We start from the raw sequence: 15,313 nt of genomic DNA, 5'->3' as shown, positions 1-15,313 counted from the left end.
GCACCTACGGACCGGGATGCACGTCAGTCCCGGGGCGGTCCCCCTCCGGGGCCGAACGGCGGGGAGCGGGACGTCCCCAGGGGGCGGGCGCTGGACGCCGGGCGTACGGGATCCAGACCAACGGACTCCGTGTTCCCGAGTACCCGAAGGAAGACAGCATGAGCAAGCACGTCCTGGGCCAGAACCAGTACGGCAAGGCCGAGAACCGCATCGTCGTGGTGACCCGCAAGGGCAGCGACGGCTCCTGGGCCGAGATCCGCGACCTGAACGTCTCCGTCGCCCTGCGCGGTGAGTTCCGCGACGTCCACCTCACCGGGGACAACGCCAACTGCCTGCCCACCGACACCACCAAGAACACGGTGTACGCCTTCGGCAAGGAGCACGGCATCGACTCCCCCGAGGCCTTCGGCATCCTGCTCGCCAAGCACTTCGTCTCCTCCCAGGCCCCCATCCGCGAGGCGCAGATCCGGATCGAGGAGTTCGCCTGGGAGCGGATCCCCGTCCCGACGCGCAAGGAGCAGCACTCCTTCGTCCGCAAGGGCCAGGAGGTGCGCACCGCGCAGGTCACCTACAGCGAGACCACCGGCCTCCAGGTCGTCTCGGGCCTGAAGGACCTGACCGTGATGAACTCGACCAACTCCGAGTTCCACGGCTTCATCAAGGACAAGTACACGACCCTCCAGGAGGCGTACGACCGCATCCTGGCCACCAAGGTCACCGCCCGCTGGGCGCACTCCGCGCTGGCCGCCGACGAGGCCGGGTACGACTGGGACCGGTCGTACAAGAAGGTCCGCAAGCACATGCTGGAGGCCTTCGCGGAGACGTACTCCTACTCGCTCCAGCAGACCCTGAACCAGATGGCCGAGCGGGTGCTCGACCACTGCCCCAAGGTCAACGAGGTGCGCCTCAACCTGCCCAACAAGCACCACTTCCTCGTCGACCTGGAGCCCTTCGGCCTCAAGAACGACAACGAGGTCTACTTCGCGGCGGACCGGATGTACGGCCTGATCGAGGGCACCGTCCACCGTGACGGCGTCCAGCCCGTGATCGCCACCTCCGACTGGATCGTGGCGTAACGCCCGGTTCCTCCGCCTGGGTTCGGCCCGGACCGCGTCGCGGGGTCCGGGCCGTCCCTCATGCCGGGTCCTGCCCGACCAGCAGGTTCCAGCGGCCGGCCCGGCCACTGAGGACGGTGACGGTGCCGGGGCGGACGTCGAGCCGCCAGAACGCCGCCGCCGGCAGCTCCAGGGCGGACACCACCGCCGCCCGGACGACGGCCTGGACGGCCACCGCGTGGTGCCGCCCGGGCTCCAGCCCCGCCAGGTGTTCCCCCGTACGGGTGATCAGCGCGGCCACGGACTCCCCGCCGCCGGGCGGGGCGAAGTCCGGGTCGGTGAGCCAGCGCCGGACCGCCTCCGGGTCCTCGGCCGCCACCTCGTCCAGGGTGCGGCCGGCCCACGCGCCCATGTCCGGCCCGGCCAGGCCCTCGTGCTCCGGGCAGGGCCGCGCGGGGGCGAACCGCCCCTGGCGGGCGGCGTCGTCCAGCGGGGGCGTGGTCAAGTGCAGGCGCACCGGAGGAGTCGGGGGCATAAAAAGAGCGTAAAGCGCACGCCCGGGGCGTGAGACAGCGGCCACACGCCGTGGTGTTCGAGCCAGGAGCGCGCTACCGTCTCGGACGACATGAAGAAGGTATGACGGAAGTACCGGTGAGAATCCGGCACGGTCGCGCCACTGTGAATCCTCCCGCGGCGACGGGGGAGGGAAGTCAGACCCGCCCGCCTTCGACGAGAGCACCACTGACCGGGACGCGTGTTCCCCTGGAGGTTCTGCCATGGCCCACTCCGCCGTGCCCGCTTCGGCCCCTGTAGCCGTAGCCCCCATCTCGCTCTCCGCGCTGGCCCCCTGGGCCGCCTTCGCCGCCGTCGTGACCCTCTTCCTGCTCTACCTCGTCGGCGTCGAGCAGGGTGCCGCCGCGATCTTCCAGGGCGAGAACGTCCACGAGTGGATGCACGACGGCCGCCACCTGCTCGGGTTCCCCTGCCACTGACCTCCTGCTGATCTCCCCCCGATCACGCAAGGAGCTCCTACGTGAACACCATCTCCCCCCGGGCCCTCCTGGTCCGGGGCATGCTGGCCGGCCTGCTCGCGGGCGTCGCCGCCTTCCTCGTCGCGTACCTGCTCGGCGAGTCCAAGGTGGACGCGGCGATCGCCATCGAGGAGGCCGGCGAGGCCGCGCACGGCCACGCCGAGGCCGCCCCGGTCAGCCGCGCCCTCCAGGCGACGGCCGGCCTCGGCACCGGCACCCTGCTCTACGGGGTCGCCCTCGGCGGCATCGCCGCGCTCCTCTTCTGCTTCGCCCTCGGCCGCATCGGCCGCTTCGGCCCCCGGGCCACGGCCGCCCTGGTCAGCGGCGGGCTGTTCCTCACCGTCGGGCTGGTGCCGTTCCTGAAGTACCCGGCCAATCCCCCCGCCGTGGGCGACCCGGACACGGTCGTCCGCCGGACCACCCTCTACCTGCTGATGATCGCCCTGAGCGTGCTGCTGGCCTCGGCCGCCCTGATCCTGGGCCGCCGGCTCGCCCCGCGCCTGGGCAACTGGAACGCCTCGGTCGTCGCCGCGCTCGCCTTCGTCGTGGCCGTCGGCACCGCCTACGCGCTGCTGCCCGGGATCAACGAGGTGCCGGCGGACTTCCCGGCGGCGCTGATCTGGCAGTTCCGGCTCGCCTCGCTGGCCATCCAGGCCGTGGTGTGGGCTGTTTTCGGCCTGGCCTTCGGTTTTCTAGCCGAACGCGCTATTGCCCCGGCCGCCGCCCCCAAGGAGGCTGTACAGCCGACGAGTTGAGGACGGCACTCCGGTTGCGGACGTGCCGGTGCGAAGGGGTGGGACCGGGCATGCAGTCCGCGATCCGGGAATGGCGGGGCTGGACCGGCGCCGCACCGTTCTGGCTGAACTCGGTGCTGCTGAGCCTGGCCCCGTTCACCGCGGTCCCCCTCCTGGCCCAGATCGGCGTCATCGCCGGCCTGGCCGCCCTCGGCGGACTCGCCCGCCAGCTCTGGTACGGGGACTACGGCCACCCCGCGATGCACCTCGCCGCCGCCCTCATGGGGGCGGCGGCGGTGGTTTTCGTGGTCCTCTGAACCCGCCGCCCGCGCCCGTCTCCTCCGCCGTGCACCCGAACTTCCCGCCGGACGAGGAAGAATGGGGCCTTTCGAGCGGAGTGGGGACTGGTGTGACGGCGGCGGGGCGGGACATACCCGAGGAGTACCTGACCGGGTACGTACGCATGCTCGCGGAGGTCTCGGCCACCGGCCGGGAGCCCGCGGAGGAGGAACTCGACGCCCTCCGCGACCTCGGCGAGCATGCCGCCGGGGCGGGCCACGGCCTCGGCGCCCTGCTCGGCGCCCTGGCCGCCGCCCGCGCCGCGCTCGGCGACCGGGCCGCGGCCGGCCTCCGGCCCGCCGTGGTGGAACGGGCCGTGGACGCCGTCGCCGAGGGCCACGGGCGGGCCGCACGGCTGGCGGCGCGCCAGGAGGAAGCGGCCCGCCGCGAGTTCCTCGACGCGCTCCTGCTCGGCCACGACGACCTCGACCGCCTCGCGGAACACGCCGGCCGCTTCGGCCTCCGCCCGGCCCCGACGCACACGGTGGCCGTCGCCCGGGCCCTGACCCCCTACGCGGACGGCGGCCCGGAGGTCCGGCGACTGGAGCGGGCCCTGGCCGGGGCGGCGCTGCTCGCCGTCAAGGAGGGCCGGCTGATCTGCGTGGCCCCCGGCGACGACGCCGCGGTACCGGACCGCTTCGCACAGCTGGCCGTCGCGGGCTCCGGCCCCGGCGGGCTCGTCGCGACCGGGCGCCCGCACCCCGGTACGGGCGGGGTGGCCGCCTCGTACGCCGAGGCCCTGCGCGCCCTCGGCCTCGCGGACCGCCTCGGCCTCGACGGCCCCCTGCTGCGCGCCGCCGACCTGCTGGTCTACCCCGTGCTGACCCGGGGCGGGGCCGCCCTGGCAGACCTGGTCCTGACCGTGCTGGGCCCCCTGCGGGCGGGCCGCGGCGGAGCGGTCCCCCTGCTCGACACCCTCACCACCTACTTCGACGCGGGCTGCGTCTCGGCGGAGGCGGCACGGCGGCTGGACCTGAGCGTCCGGGCCCTGACGTACCGCCTGGAACGCATCCACAGCCTGACCGGCCACAACCCCGCCGACCCCGCCCACCGCTACACCCTCCAGACGGCCACCCTCGGCGCCCGCCTGCTGAACTGGCCCACGGACCCCCTCCCGTAGGGCTTCGCGACCGCGCCGGAGGAGCAGCACCTCACCCGTTCGGCCGCACCGCCCCCCGGTTTCGCAACCGCCCCCACCCCCCACCGCCAGCTGCGAAGACTCCCCCGCGCCCGCCGACACACCGGTGACACACCGTCAACTCGTCGACGTCGGCGACGTGCCGACCCCCCGCCCGTGGGCCACGCTCCCAGGGACCGGCCGTCCGAGCCGGCTCAGGAGGAATGCCATGTCCCGCGCCCGATGGGCGGCCGCCGCACTGACGGTCACTCTGCTCTGTACCGGCATCGGCCTGTTGCGCGGCGCGGACGGAGCGGACGGAGCGGGTCAGGAACCGGGAACCTCGAACATCGTCGACGCCCTGCCCTCCCGCGCCCTCGGCCTGTCCGGCCACCGCCGCCTCGTCCGCGAGCTGGAGCACTCCGGCGGCCACGGCCACTCCCCGGCCCGCAGGAGCCGTACCGGAGCCGCCGGCCCCCTGCGCCCCGCACGGCCGCTCCGGCTGCACATCCCCAGCCTCGGGGTGGACCTCCCACTGGCCGAGGGCGCCCCCGCCGGTGAGGACACCGCCGGTTGGGACGGCTCCGGCCCGGCCCCCGGGTCGGCCGGGACCGCCGTGGTCACCGGCAACGGGCTCCCGCTCGCCGAACTCCGGCGGGGCCGGATCATCGAGATCCCGCGCGCGGACCACCGTACGGCCGTCTTCACCGTCGAGCGGGTCTCCCCGTACGGGGTGACCTGGCCCGACCGGGGCGGACGGGCCCGGCTGCGGCTGGTCAGCGGCGAGACCTCCGTCCTCGCCCGGCTGACCGGCCCCCTGCGCACCGGCTGAACCCGAGTGCGCGGCGGCCTCCCGTCAGCCGAGGGGGGTGTTCTCGTCCCCCGGTCGGGGGCTTCTTCGGGACGGCCGGGGAGCCGGCGGGGGCGGTGGGGCAGGGAAGAGCCCATGAGCGGTGCGCGGTACGCACGGACGGTGACGGCGCGGGCCCTGACGATGGCCTGCGTCGTTCTGCTGTGCCTGTTCACCGCCGGTCCCGCGGCGGCCGCCACCGCCGACGCCGATCCCCGGGCCGCCTCCTCCGCCCCGGCAGATCCCGCCGAGGGGCAGCCGGACCCGGCCGCGGACCCGTACGCCCGGGCCGACGTACGGACGGTGCTGCGCGCGGCCCCGGCCCCGCGCGGGCTGCCGCAGGGCACGTTTCACGTGAAACACGCGGGCGATTCCACCCGGGTGGCCCAGGGCGGGCCGGTCGGGGCGGCCGAGTCCGCGCGGACGGTACGGAGTGTGGTCCTGCGCTGCTGAGGGAGCCGAGCGGCAGAACTCCCCCACACACACCCGGACCACCGTGAGGTTCCGTCATGCCCATCGACCCGTACGCCGCCCTGAACGCCCTGATCCGCGCGGAGGCCGCCCGCTACTCGCCGGCGGCCCGCGAGGACCGGCCCGCACCGCAGGTCCCGGCCCGCGAGAGCGCCACCGAGGCCTGCGAGACCGCCCCGGGCGGCGAGCCGCAGCGGCACCCCTCGGGCCCGGCCGCGTGACCGGCCCGGCCCCCGTATGAGGCGGCGCCGGTTCCCGTGCCCCCGGCAACGGGCACGGGAACCGGCGCCGCGGCCCGGTCCGCGGGGCTCAGTCCTCCCGCGTGTAGTACCGGTAGAAGGCGACGACCCCGACACCGATGCCCGAGAACAGCCCGACGACGGCCGCGCGGAGGATCGACTGGTTGGTGAGGCTGTGCAGATAGCCGACGGCGCAGCCGATGAACACCCCGTAGGCGGCGGCGTGCACCTCCCGCTTGAGCCTCGGGCCGACCCGGGCGAGGGCGAACATGATCCCGGCGAAGACGACGCCGCAGAGGATCCCGTAGAAGACGTTGCCCGCGTCGACCGGGCCCATCTGGCGGTTGATGAAGGCCGCCCAGACTCCGTAGACGAGGCCGGCCAGCAGCGGGCCGACCAGGGTGCTCTTGCTGATGTGGTGCGCTTGCGCCGACGCCATCGGGCGGTGGTGCCGCCGGGGGGCGGTGGGGGCCGCGTGTGCCATGGCGGGGCTCCTCTCTTCCAGCCTCCAGGGCACACCCGCCGCCCCCGGGCGGCAAGTGGATCACTCGTCCGGGCGGACTCCACCGCGAGCGCCCCCCGTACGCAGCAACGGGGGTGGCGCCCGGCCCGGAGCCCGCCTTCCCTGGTGACGTGCGCACCTGTCTGTCGGCGGCCCTCATCGTGCTCGTGGCCCTCCTCGTGCCCGCGAGCGCGGTCGCGTACTGGGCCGACCGCCAACTGGGTGACGCCGACCGCTACACCGCCGCCATGTCCCCCCTCGCGACGAACCCCGCCGTGCAGGAGGTGGTCGTCACCCAGGCCGGCCGCGCCCTGTCCGGGCAGATCGACGCCGGCCCCTTCCAGGGCGGGGTGGACGCCCTGCTCGGGGAGGCCCTGCGCTCCTTCGCCGGGACCCCCGCCTACCGGACCGCCTGGGACGCGGCCAACCGGGCCGCCCACACCGCCTTCCTGGAAGCGCTGACCAGCGGCCACGGGAACGCCGTCACCATCGACCTCGCGCCGGTGATCGCACAGGTCAAAGGGGAGCTGGTGGACGACGGGGTGCCGTTCGCCGACCGCATCCCCGAGACCCACCTGTCCGTGAAGGTCATGGAGTACGACAACCTCGGCGCACTCCGGAAGGGGTTCCGCATGCTCCAGATCGCCGGGGTCTGGCTTCCCGTGCTGACCCTGCTGCTCGCCGTCGCGGCCGTGGCGGTGGCCGTGCGGCGGCGCCGCGCCGTGCTGGCCACCGGTGTCGGCATCGCCGTCGGGGCCGTCCTCCTGGGGATCGCGGTCGCCGTGTGCCGCCGCCTGACCCTCGACGACCTGCCCGCCGACATCGACCGGGCGGCCGCCGGAGCGGTGTACGACGCCCTCACGGCGTTCCTGCGCACCACCGCCTGGGTGGTCCTCGTCGTCGGACTGGCCACCGCTCTCACCGCATGGCTGACCGGCCGGCTGCGCCGCACCCCATAAGCTCAGAAGGTACCCATCCTCCGCAGAACATCCCAGAAGAACCGATTCGCGAGCGGTGACACGGAAGCGGAATGACCACCGAACGACGCACCGAGCACATACCGCACGAGCCGGCCCGGGCCCACCCCCTGGCTCCCCCCGCCTGGCTGCTCGCGGGACTGCGGCCGAGCACCACCCCCGTCAACTGGGCGGCGGTCGTCCGCGCCGGCATCGCGATGGCCGTCCCGCTCGCCGTCGGGTTCGCCGTGGACGAGCCCGAGTACGGGGCGCTCGCCTCGATGGGCGCCCTGTCCGGGGTGATCGGCGACACCGCCGACGCCTACCGGATGCGGATCCTGAACATCGCGCTCCCCCAGCTCCTCGGCGCGATCGGGGTGGCCCTGGGCACCCTCGTCTACGGCCACGGCTGGGTCGCGGTCGCCGTCCTCACCCTGATCGCCCTGCTGTCCGGGATGATCTCCTCGATCGGCACGGTCGCCTCCGCGTCCGGGCTGGTGTTCCTGCTCAACGCCGTCGTCGGGGCCGGTCTGCCGATGCCCGAACCCTGGTGGACGGCCCCGCTGCTGCTCGCCGCGGGCGGCCTCTTCGTCCTGCTGCTCACCCTGCTGGGCTGGCCCCTGCGCGGCCGGCAGCCCGAACGGGCCGCCGTCGCGGCCGGCTACCGCGCCGTCGCCGACGCCCTGGAGGCCGCGGGCGGACCGGCGCCGGTGTACGACGAGCGCCGGCAGCAGGTGACCCACGCCCTCAACCAGGCCTACGACCTCGTCCTGGGCCGCCGCGCCCGGGTGCACGGGCGCAGCCCGTCCCTGGTGCGGGTCCTCGCCCAGCTGAACGTGCTGATCCCGCTGGTCGAGGCCGCGCCCGCCGCCCACCTGCGCGGCCGCCCGCTGCCGCCCGAGGTCCCGGCCGCGGTGCGGGAGCTGGCCGCGGCCGTCGAGGAGGGCCGTACCGGGACCCCGGTCCTCGGCCTGCCCGCCCCGCAGAGCCCGTCCGAGCGGGCCGTCGACGCCGCCCTGCGGCACGCGGCGAAGATCGTGCACCTCCCGGAGCCCGATCCGTTCAACGTCGACGACCGGCTGGGCCGGCCCGCCGCCCTGCGGGTGCGGGCCCGGCGGGTGGTGCGCGACATGATGCTGTCCGAGGCCTCCTGGCGCTACGGGCTCCGGCTCGCCCTGTGCATCGGCCTGGCCCAGTCGCTGGTCTCCCTGATCCCGGTGGAACGCTCGTACTGGGTGGCGCTGACGGTCACCTTCGTCCTCAAACCGGACTTCGGCTCGGTGTTCTCCCGCGCCGTGCTGCGCGCCCTGGGCACGGCGGCCGGACTGGTCCTGGCCGCCGCCGTGCTGGCGGAGGTGCCGCGCGGCTGGTGGGACGTCCCGGTGATGGTGGTGCTCGCCGCGCTGATCCCGGCGTTCTCCGCGAAGGGGTACGTCTTCCAGACCGCAGCCATCACCCCGGTGATCCTGCTGCTGTCGGACCTGCTCAACCACCAGGGTTTCGACCTGATCCGGCCCCGGCTGCTGGACAGCCTGATCGGCTGCGCCATCACCCTCGTCGCCGGCTACCTGCTGTGGCCCGAGAGCTGGCACACCCGGATCGGCGACCGGCTCGCCGACGCCGTGGACGACGCGGCCCGCTACGTGGAGTGCGCCTTCGCCCCCGTCGCGGACGAGGCCGAGCTGCGGACCGCCCGCCAGTCCCGGCTCCAGGCCCGGCGGCGGATCTACCGCGACCTGTCGGGCGTCCGCAGCGAGTTCCAGCGGGCCCTGACCGAGCCCCCGCCGACCGGCAGCCGCGCCGCCGCCTGGTGGCCGCTGGTCGTGGCCGTGGAACGGATCGTGGACGCCACCACGGCGGCCCGCGTCCGCGTCAACCACGGAGCCCCCGCCCCGCCCCCGTCCGAGGTGGCCCGCATCGCCGGGCAGCTGCGCGCCCTGGCCGAGGGGGTCCGCAGCAGCCCCGTCCTGTACCGGGTCGACATCCCCCCGGAATCCGAGGAAGCCGGCGTCCTGTCCCCCCTCCACCAGGAGGTGGCGGCCGCCCGGGCCATCGCCCAACCGGAGCACTAACCGGGGGCCCCGGCCCCCGCCGCACGGCAGCATCGAAGCATGCGCCCCCGCCACCGTCTGGCCGCCCCGGCCCTGGCCGCCCTCCTGGCGGTCGCGGCGGCCGGGTGCGCGGACGTGGAGGGGCTCGACGACCAGGGCGATCAGGGCACCGTCCACGCCCCCAGGACCCTGTGGAAGGGCTACTTCCCCGACCCGCCCGGCCCCGGGCAGCAGCCCGGTGCGGCCGCCGTGGTGCCGGGCCTGCCCAAGGTCCCGGGGCTGAGCATGCGCGGCGTGGACGCGCTGGCCGTCGTACGGGCCGACATCACCTCCGCCACCGCCGAGGACGGCGGCACCGGCCGGCTCGTGGACCCCAGGGCCGTCCGGCGGCTCGCCCTCTGCACACAGGCTGTGGACGGCGGCCCCTATTGCCCGGTGCGGCCCGGGGTCCTGCACGACCTGACCGGCAACGGCAGGGAGGAGCTGATCACCGCCCTGGACGTGGACGGCCGCCTGAGCGAACTGCGGGTCTACACCGTCCAGGACGACGGCAGGATCGCCCGCATCCTGTCCCGGCGCGGTGTCCTGGAGGGCGTGGAGGTGGCCGCGGAGCACCTGGCCGTCCGCGAGCCGACCTCGAACCCGGTCTACATCTCCGTCTCCGACTACGTCTGGGACCCCAACACCAAGAGCATGAGCCTGTCGCAGCTGACCCTCGACGACTGCCCCACCCTGACCGACGTCCCGTTGAGTGCGGACCGGCAGCGATGCGCGCGCTGAGCAGCCTGCGCTGGAAGATCGCCCTGACCACCACCCTGGTGTGCTGCACGGTGGCCGCCGCCCTGGGAATCGCCGTGCACAACGTGGTCGCCCGGCAGGTCGTCGGGGAGGTCCGCAAGGAAGTGGACCGGGAGCTGGAACACGCCCTCGGGCACTACGAGTACGGCACCGCGCACGGCGACGTGCACGCCGCCCTCGACCCGCCCGGACTCCCGGCCCCCCTGCGCGAGCTCGTCGCACACGGGCGCACCGGCAGCATGGTCGGCACCTACCAGGGCAAGTCCGTCATGTGGGGCGCCGGTCCTGCCGACCAGCAGGCCCTCGCGGTCTGGATCCCGTACGAGAGCACCCGTACCCGGCTGCGGGACCTGGACACCGCCATCCTCCTCTCCTCGGCCCTCGCCGCCGGTGTGGTCGCCCTGGCCGGCCTGTTCCTCGCCAACCGGATCAGCCGCCGCCTCACGACCACGGCCGCGGTCGCCCGCCGGATCAGCGCGGGCGACCTGGACGCGCGGGTCGGCCTCCCCGGCGAGGCGGGCGCCCGGGGCACCCACCGCTCCCGCGACGAGGTACGGGACGTCGCACACGCCCTGGACTCGATGGCCGCCTCGCTCCAGGAACGGCTGGAGGCGGAGAAGCGGTTCACGGCCGATGTCGCGCACGAGCTGCGCACCCCGCTGACGGGTTCGCTGGCCGCCGCCGCACTGCTGCCGGAGGGCCGGCCCAAGGAGATGATCGAGGACCGGCTGCGGGCCCTGCACCTGCTCACCGAGGACCTGCTGGAGATCTCCCGGCTCGACTCCGGGGTGGAGCGGGCCGACCTGGAGCGGGTGGAGCTGGGCCGGGCCGTACGGCGGGCCGTCGCCGGGTCGCGGCTCACCGCCGAGGTCCGGGTGGTGCGGGACGCGGTGGTGCTCACCGACCGGCGGCGGCTGGACCGGATCCTGACCAACCTGCTGGTCAACGCCCACAAGCACGGGCGGCCACCGGTCGAAGTGACGGTGGAGGGGCCGGTGGTGGTGATCCACGACCACGGCTCCGGCTATCCCGCCGAACTGGTCGAACAGGGCCCCCAGCGATTCCGCACCGGAGATCCCGGCCGCGGCCGCGGCCACGGCCTGGGGCTGACGATCGCGGCGGGCCAGGCGGCCGTCCTGGACATCGACCTCGGCTTCGCCAACGCCCCCGACGGCGGCGCCCTGACCACCCTCCGGCTCCCGGTGGGGCGGCTTCCGGAGGGGAGTTGAGGAGCACTGTTTCACGTGAAACGTCGCTGACGGCCGGATCGGGGCGGCGGTGGGGGGATGAACGGTGGATGAACCCGGCACGGCGGAGGGCCAGTTCGTGCGGGCGGCCGGGTTGGGTGGTAGGACGGGCACCACAAAGGGCGCCCCTCCCGTCGTTCCAGCCAAGGGGCCGATAACCTTACGTGTCCACTCTGGGCAGGGATCAACCGCGCAGCACGGACAAATGACGCACGCACTCATGCGAAAGGCCTGGCCCATGGGTATTCGGAGCTTGTTGCGCAAGGTGTTCGGAAGGACTGCGGAGCCGGTCCCCGAGACGTCGGACGTCCCGACGGCGGCCGTTCCCAGCCAGGCCGAACGCACGCCCCTGGACGTCGCGGCCGAGCTGGTGGCGGCGTCCTTCGACAACCCGACGGTGCCGCCGCAGTCGGCACCGCGCGACCGTGAGGCGGGCACCCTCCTCACCGCCCCCGCCCCCACCACGGACTCCACCGTCCCGGAGGCCCGCCGCCCCACCCCGCAGGGCCCCACCCCGCCCCCCGGGGCCGCCGCGGCGGCCCCGGAGCCGGAGGCCACGGCCGAGCCCCTCGAGGCAGAGCCCCCGACCGCCGCCCAGCCGGCGACCGCACCCGTCGCGGACACGGAACCGGCCAAGGCGGCCGCGAAGCCGGAGGCCGAGCCGGTCGGCGCCGCGACGGAGCCCGCCGCGCCGCAGCCGCAGGAGGACACCGCCCCGCAGGCGGAGCAGGTGACTTCCGCCGAGGCGGCAGCGCAGCCGGAGGCGCAGGAAGATCCCCTGGCCGCCGAGGCCGGCGCCACCCGGCCGGAGACCGCGACCGAACCCGCCACGGACGCCGAGCCCGTGGCCACCCCGGCCGCCACCGAGCCCTCCGCCCCGCGGGACGAGGCCGTCGCGGAGCCCGAACCCCTCGCCACCGAGCCCCCCGCCCCGCAGGCGGAGCCGGAAGCCGAGCCCCTGGCCGCCCGGGCCGACACCGAGGCCGAGTCGGCCCCCGTCGACCCCGCGCCGCAGGCGCAGGACACCCCCGAGCCGACCCCCGCCGCGCCGCAGGCGCAGAAGGACACCGCCCCGCAGGCGGAGCCCGTGGCCGAGCCGGAGCCGGCGGCGGCCGAGTCCGTGGCCGCCCAGGCCGAGCCCGAGGCAGTGCCCGAGCCGGAGGCAGCGGCCGCACAGGCCGACCCCGAGCCGGAGGCTGCGGCCGCCCCCGAGCCCCAGCCGGAGGCGGGCGGCGGGCCCGCCCTGCCCGCTTCGGCGGTGCGGCGCAAGGGTGGGGCCGTCGGGGCGGCCTACAAGGCCGCCGGGCAGGTGCTGCGGGCCCGGGGCAAGACCGGGGCCCGGGCCAAGGTGTACCTGGTCCTCGACCGCTCCGGCTCCATGCGCGGGTTCTACAAGGACGGCAGCGTCCAGTACCTCGCCGACCACGCCCTCGCCCTGGCCGCGCACCTGGACGAGGAGGCCACCGTGCACACGGTGTTCTTCTCCACCGAACTCGACGGCACCGCCGAACTGACCCTCGACGCCCACGACGAGTCCTGGGTCGAGGCCCGCCACGCCGAGCTCGGCCGGATGGGCCGCACCAGCTACCACGTCGCCGTCGAGGCCGTCGTCGAGCGCTACCAGAAGGACGGCGGCACCGTCCCGGCCCTGGTCGTCTTCCAGACCGACGGCGCGCCCGACAACGTCCGCCCCGCCCGCCAGGCGATCGCGGACGCCGCCGCCACCGCCCCCGGCCTCCACTGGCAGTTCGTCGCCTTCGGCGACCACGACGCCAAGGCCTTCGACTTCCTGCGCAAGCTGGACGCCGAGAACGCCGGCTTCTTCCACGCCGGCCCCGCCCCGGCGGAACTGACCTCGGCCGCCCTCCTCAAGGGCGTCCTCGACCGGTTCTGACCACCGGCGCCGCGCACGGCGAAGGGCCCGGGATCCGTGAGGATCCCGGGCCCTTCCCACTCCCTACGAGAGCGGCAGCGTCACCGCGCGGCGTCCGGGTGGACGGCCTCGGCGACCGGCTTCGCGTCCGCCGCCTTCGTCTCGACCGGCTTGCGCAGCGCGATGTTCAGCTCGCGCAGACGGCTCTCCTCCAGCACCGTCGGCGCGCCCATCATCAGGTCCTGGGCGTTGCCGTTGAGCGGGAAGGCGATGGTCTCGCGGATGTTCGGCTCGTCGGCCAGCAGCATCACGATGCGGTCCACGCCCGGGGCGATGCCACCGTGCGGCGGGGCGCCGAGACGGAACGCGCGCAGCATGCCCGCGAACTCGCGCTCGACGGTCTCGGCCTCGTAACCGGCGATCTCGAAGGCCTTCAGCATGACCTCGGGCTCGTGGTTGCGGATGGCGCCGGAGGACAGCTCGATGCCGTTGCAGACGATGTCGTACTGCCACGCCAGGATGTCCAGCGGGTCCTTCTCCTCCAGGTCCTTCATGCCGCCCTGCGGCATGGAGAACGGGTTGTGGGAGAAGTCGATCTTGCCGGTCTCCTCGTCCTTCTCGTACATCGGGAAGTCGACGATCCAGCAGAAGCGGAAGACGTTCTCCTCGAAGTGGCCGGCGCGCTTGGCGGCCTCGACCCGGACCGGGCCCATGATCTTCGAGACCTCGTCGAACTCGCCCGCGCCGAAGAACACGGCGTGCCCGCCGGCCAGGCCCAGACGCTCGGTGAGGACCTTGACGTTGTCCTCGGTGAGGAACTTGGCGATCGGGCCGGTCAGCGAACCGTCCTCGCCCACGCGCACCCAGGCCAGGCCCTTCGCGCCCAGCGAGACCGCGTAGTCGCCGAGGCCGTCGAAGAACTTGCGCGGCTGGTCGGCGGTGTCCGGCACGGCCAGCGCACGCACGTGCTTGCCGGCGAACGCCTTGAACTCCGAGCCCTCGAAGACGTCGGAGATGTCGACGAGCTCCAGCTTGGCGCGCAGGTCGGGCTTGTCGTTGCCGTACTTGAGCATCGACTCGCGGAACGGGATCCGCGGGAACGGCGAGGTGACCTCGCGGCCGCCGCCGAACTCGGTGAAGAGCTCGGTCATCAGCTTCTCGATCGGCTGGAAGACGTCCTCCTGCTCGACGAAGGACATCTCCACGTCGAGCTGGTAGAACTCGCCCGGCGAACGGTCGGCGCGGGCGTCCTCGTCGCGGAAGCAGGGCGCGATCTGGAAGTACCGGTCGAAGCCGGAGATCATCAGCAGCTGCTTGAACTGCTGCGGGGCCTGCGGCAGGGCGTAGAACTTGCCCGGGTTCAGACGGGACGGGACGACGAAGTCACGGGCGCCCTCGGGGGAGGTCGCGGTGAGGATCGGGGTCGCCATCTCGTTGAAGCCGAGGGCCACCATCTTCGAGCGGATCGACGCGATCACGGCCGAGCGCAGCATGATGTTGCGGTGCATGCGCTCGCGGCGCAGGTCGAGGAAGCGGTACTCCAGGCGCCGCTCCTCGTTCACCCCGTCGTCGGTGTTGATCGTGAAGGGCAGCGGGGCGGAGGCGCCGAGCACCTCGACCTCGGAGACCTCGATCTCGATCTCGCCGGTGGCGAGCTCGGGGTTGACGTTGTCGGCACCACGGGAGACGACCTTGCCGTCCACGCGGACGACGGTCTCCTTGGTGACGCTGCTGAGGGCCTCGTTCGCCGCGGTACCGGGGCGGGCCACGAGCTGCGTGATGCCGTAGTGGTCCCGCAGATCGATGAAGAGGATGCCGCCCAGGTCTCGACGATTGTGCACCCAGCCGCTCAGCCGGACGTCGGATGCGACGTCGGAGGCACGGAGCTCGCCGCACGTGTGGGACCTGTACCGATGCATCAGTCATCCAGTTCTACGCGTTTTCCAGGTGGACTCAACCCTCCCAAGGTTACCGTCCGGCAGCAGTACGTACCGGGCGCGCCCGGTGGCGCAGCGGCGCGGGCCGCCGGACGGGCGCGCCGGCCGGGTGA

General features: G+C 74.1%; 16 protein-coding genes. 13 read left to right on the top strand and 3 right to left on the bottom strand.

The genetic code is table 11. The features are described 5' to 3' along the window. Positions 1–158: 158 nt before the first annotated feature. Positions 159–1,076, top strand: coding sequence for a factor-independent urate hydroxylase (pucL, locus tag ACFY0O_RS04885; RefSeq protein WP_388942854.1), 918 nt, complete (start codon positions 159–161; stop codon positions 1,074–1,076). A 58-nt stretch (positions 1,077–1,134) separates the two neighbouring features. Here the strand turns inward: pucL and ACFY0O_RS04880 are convergent, their stop codons facing one another. After that, positions 1,135–1,590 (bottom strand): histidine phosphatase family protein, encoded by a 456-nt coding sequence (locus tag ACFY0O_RS04880; protein ID WP_388942852.1) that lies wholly within the window; start codon positions 1,588–1,590, stop codon positions 1,135–1,137. Between the two features lie 241 nt (positions 1,591–1,831). On the opposite strand from ACFY0O_RS04880, the gene ACFY0O_RS04875 reads away from it, so the two are divergent. The 7 genes from ACFY0O_RS04875 to ACFY0O_RS04845 all read left to right on the top strand — a co-directional run bounded on the left by ACFY0O_RS04875 (position 1,832) and on the right by ACFY0O_RS04845 (position 5,818). Beyond that, positions 1,832–2,047: a CbtB-domain containing protein gene (locus ACFY0O_RS04875; RefSeq protein WP_344159961.1), complete on the top strand. Its 216-nt coding sequence runs from the start codon at positions 1,832–1,834 to the stop codon at positions 2,045–2,047. A gap of 41 nt (positions 2,048–2,088) precedes the next feature. Continuing rightward, the gene (locus ACFY0O_RS04870) at positions 2,089–2,841 is read left to right on the top strand and encodes a CbtA family protein (protein ID WP_388942850.1); all 753 of its coding nucleotides are present in this window, start codon (positions 2,089–2,091) and stop codon (positions 2,839–2,841) included. 50 nt (positions 2,842–2,891) lie between these two features. After that, positions 2,892–3,137, top strand: coding sequence for a hypothetical protein (locus ACFY0O_RS04865; protein ID WP_388942848.1), 246 nt, complete (start codon positions 2,892–2,894; stop codon positions 3,135–3,137). Positions 3,138–3,283: 146 nt separating this feature from the next. Then, positions 3,284–4,279, top strand: coding sequence for a PucR family transcriptional regulator (locus tag ACFY0O_RS04860; protein ID WP_388943453.1), 996 nt, complete (start codon positions 3,284–3,286; stop codon positions 4,277–4,279). A gap of 226 nt (positions 4,280–4,505) precedes the next feature. Beyond that, a complete protein-coding gene (locus ACFY0O_RS04855; protein ID WP_388942845.1) occupies positions 4,506–5,108 on the top strand; it encodes a hypothetical protein in 603 nt (200 codons plus the stop codon). Positions 5,109–5,222: 114 nt separating this feature from the next. Next, a complete protein-coding gene (locus ACFY0O_RS04850; protein ID WP_388942843.1) occupies positions 5,223–5,579 on the top strand; it encodes a hypothetical protein in 357 nt (118 codons plus the stop codon). Between the two features lie 56 nt (positions 5,580–5,635). Further along, on the top strand, positions 5,636–5,818 hold the full coding sequence (locus tag ACFY0O_RS04845) for a hypothetical protein (protein WP_388942840.1): 183 nt from the start codon (positions 5,636–5,638) through the stop codon (positions 5,816–5,818). Positions 5,819–5,906: 88 nt separating this feature from the next. Here the strand turns inward: ACFY0O_RS04845 and ACFY0O_RS04840 are convergent, their stop codons facing one another. After that, entirely contained in the window at positions 5,907–6,320 is a 414-nt protein-coding gene (locus ACFY0O_RS04840; protein ID WP_388942837.1) for a hypothetical protein, read from the bottom strand. 149 nt (positions 6,321–6,469) lie between these two features. Here ACFY0O_RS04840 and ACFY0O_RS04835 point away from each other — a divergent pair, with 149 nt between their 5' ends. From ACFY0O_RS04835 to ACFY0O_RS04815, 5 genes are all read left to right on the top strand, one after another. Beyond that, positions 6,470–7,297 carry a hypothetical protein gene (locus tag ACFY0O_RS04835; protein ID WP_388942835.1) on the top strand — a complete coding sequence of 276 codons (828 nt, stop codon included), beginning with the start codon at positions 6,470–6,472 and terminating at the stop codon, positions 7,295–7,297. A gap of 71 nt (positions 7,298–7,368) precedes the next feature. Then, the gene (locus ACFY0O_RS04830) at positions 7,369–9,366 is read left to right on the top strand and encodes an FUSC family protein (RefSeq protein ID WP_388942833.1); all 1,998 of its coding nucleotides are present in this window, start codon (positions 7,369–7,371) and stop codon (positions 9,364–9,366) included. Between the two features lie 39 nt (positions 9,367–9,405). Then, positions 9,406–10,125 carry a hypothetical protein gene (locus tag ACFY0O_RS04825; protein WP_388942832.1) on the top strand — a complete coding sequence of 240 codons (720 nt, stop codon included), beginning with the start codon at positions 9,406–9,408 and terminating at the stop codon, positions 10,123–10,125. Continuing rightward, on the top strand, positions 10,113–11,372 hold the full coding sequence (locus ACFY0O_RS04820) for a sensor histidine kinase (RefSeq protein ID WP_388942829.1): 1,260 nt from the start codon (positions 10,113–10,115) through the stop codon (positions 11,370–11,372). Before ACFY0O_RS04825 ends, ACFY0O_RS04820 begins: the two co-directional genes overlap by 13 nt. Positions 11,373–11,628: 256 nt before the next feature. Beyond that, positions 11,629–13,284 carry a VWA domain-containing protein gene (locus tag ACFY0O_RS04815; RefSeq protein WP_388942826.1) on the top strand — a complete coding sequence of 552 codons (1,656 nt, stop codon included), beginning with the start codon at positions 11,629–11,631 and terminating at the stop codon, positions 13,282–13,284. An 80-nt stretch (positions 13,285–13,364) separates the two neighbouring features. On the opposite strand, the gene aspS is transcribed toward ACFY0O_RS04815, so the two are convergent. Further along, on the bottom strand, positions 13,365–15,182 hold the full coding sequence (gene aspS, locus ACFY0O_RS04810) for an aspartate--tRNA ligase (protein ID WP_388942823.1): 1,818 nt from the start codon (positions 15,180–15,182) through the stop codon (positions 13,365–13,367). Positions 15,183–15,313: the final 131 nt, after the last annotated feature.

Origin of the sequence: Streptomyces sp. NPDC001594 (genome assembly GCF_042893675.1) — a bacterium.
In the GTDB taxonomy this organism is placed as follows: Bacteria; Actinomycetota; Actinomycetes; order Streptomycetales; family Streptomycetaceae; genus Streptomyces.
Note: the sequence above shows the minus strand (reverse complement) of the source record. Positions and strands in the feature narration are given on the sequence as shown.

What these genes read in the sequence shown, in the direction of transcription:
- pucL (WP_388942854.1), top strand. Translation starts at nt 159, where the DNA reads ATGAGCAAGCACGTCCTGGGCCAGAACCAGTACGGCAAGGCCGAGAAC.
- ACFY0O_RS04880 (WP_388942852.1), bottom strand. Translation starts at nt 1,590, where the DNA reads ATGCCCCCGACTCCTCCGGTGCGCCTGCACTTGACCACGCCCCCGCTG.
- ACFY0O_RS04875 (WP_344159961.1), top strand. Translation starts at nt 1,832, where the DNA reads ATGGCCCACTCCGCCGTGCCCGCTTCGGCCCCTGTAGCCGTAGCCCCC.
- ACFY0O_RS04865 (WP_388942848.1), top strand. Translation starts at nt 2,892, where the DNA reads ATGCAGTCCGCGATCCGGGAATGGCGGGGCTGGACCGGCGCCGCACCG.
- ACFY0O_RS04860 (WP_388943453.1), top strand. Translation starts at nt 3,284, where the DNA reads ATGCTCGCGGAGGTCTCGGCCACCGGCCGGGAGCCCGCGGAGGAGGAA.
- ACFY0O_RS04855 (WP_388942845.1), top strand. Translation starts at nt 4,506, where the DNA reads ATGTCCCGCGCCCGATGGGCGGCCGCCGCACTGACGGTCACTCTGCTC.
- ACFY0O_RS04850 (WP_388942843.1), top strand. Translation starts at nt 5,223, where the DNA reads ATGAGCGGTGCGCGGTACGCACGGACGGTGACGGCGCGGGCCCTGACG.
- ACFY0O_RS04845 (WP_388942840.1), top strand. Translation starts at nt 5,636, where the DNA reads ATGCCCATCGACCCGTACGCCGCCCTGAACGCCCTGATCCGCGCGGAG.
- ACFY0O_RS04840 (WP_388942837.1), bottom strand. Translation starts at nt 6,320, where the DNA reads ATGGCACACGCGGCCCCCACCGCCCCCCGGCGGCACCACCGCCCGATG.
- ACFY0O_RS04830 (WP_388942833.1), top strand. Translation starts at nt 7,369, where the DNA reads ATGACCACCGAACGACGCACCGAGCACATACCGCACGAGCCGGCCCGG.
- ACFY0O_RS04825 (WP_388942832.1), top strand. Translation starts at nt 9,406, where the DNA reads ATGCGCCCCCGCCACCGTCTGGCCGCCCCGGCCCTGGCCGCCCTCCTG.
- ACFY0O_RS04820 (WP_388942829.1), top strand. Translation starts at nt 10,113, where the DNA reads ATGCGCGCGCTGAGCAGCCTGCGCTGGAAGATCGCCCTGACCACCACC.
- ACFY0O_RS04815 (WP_388942826.1), top strand. Translation starts at nt 11,629, where the DNA reads ATGGGTATTCGGAGCTTGTTGCGCAAGGTGTTCGGAAGGACTGCGGAG.
- aspS (WP_388942823.1), bottom strand. Translation starts at nt 15,182, where the DNA reads ATGCATCGGTACAGGTCCCACACGTGCGGCGAGCTCCGTGCCTCCGAC.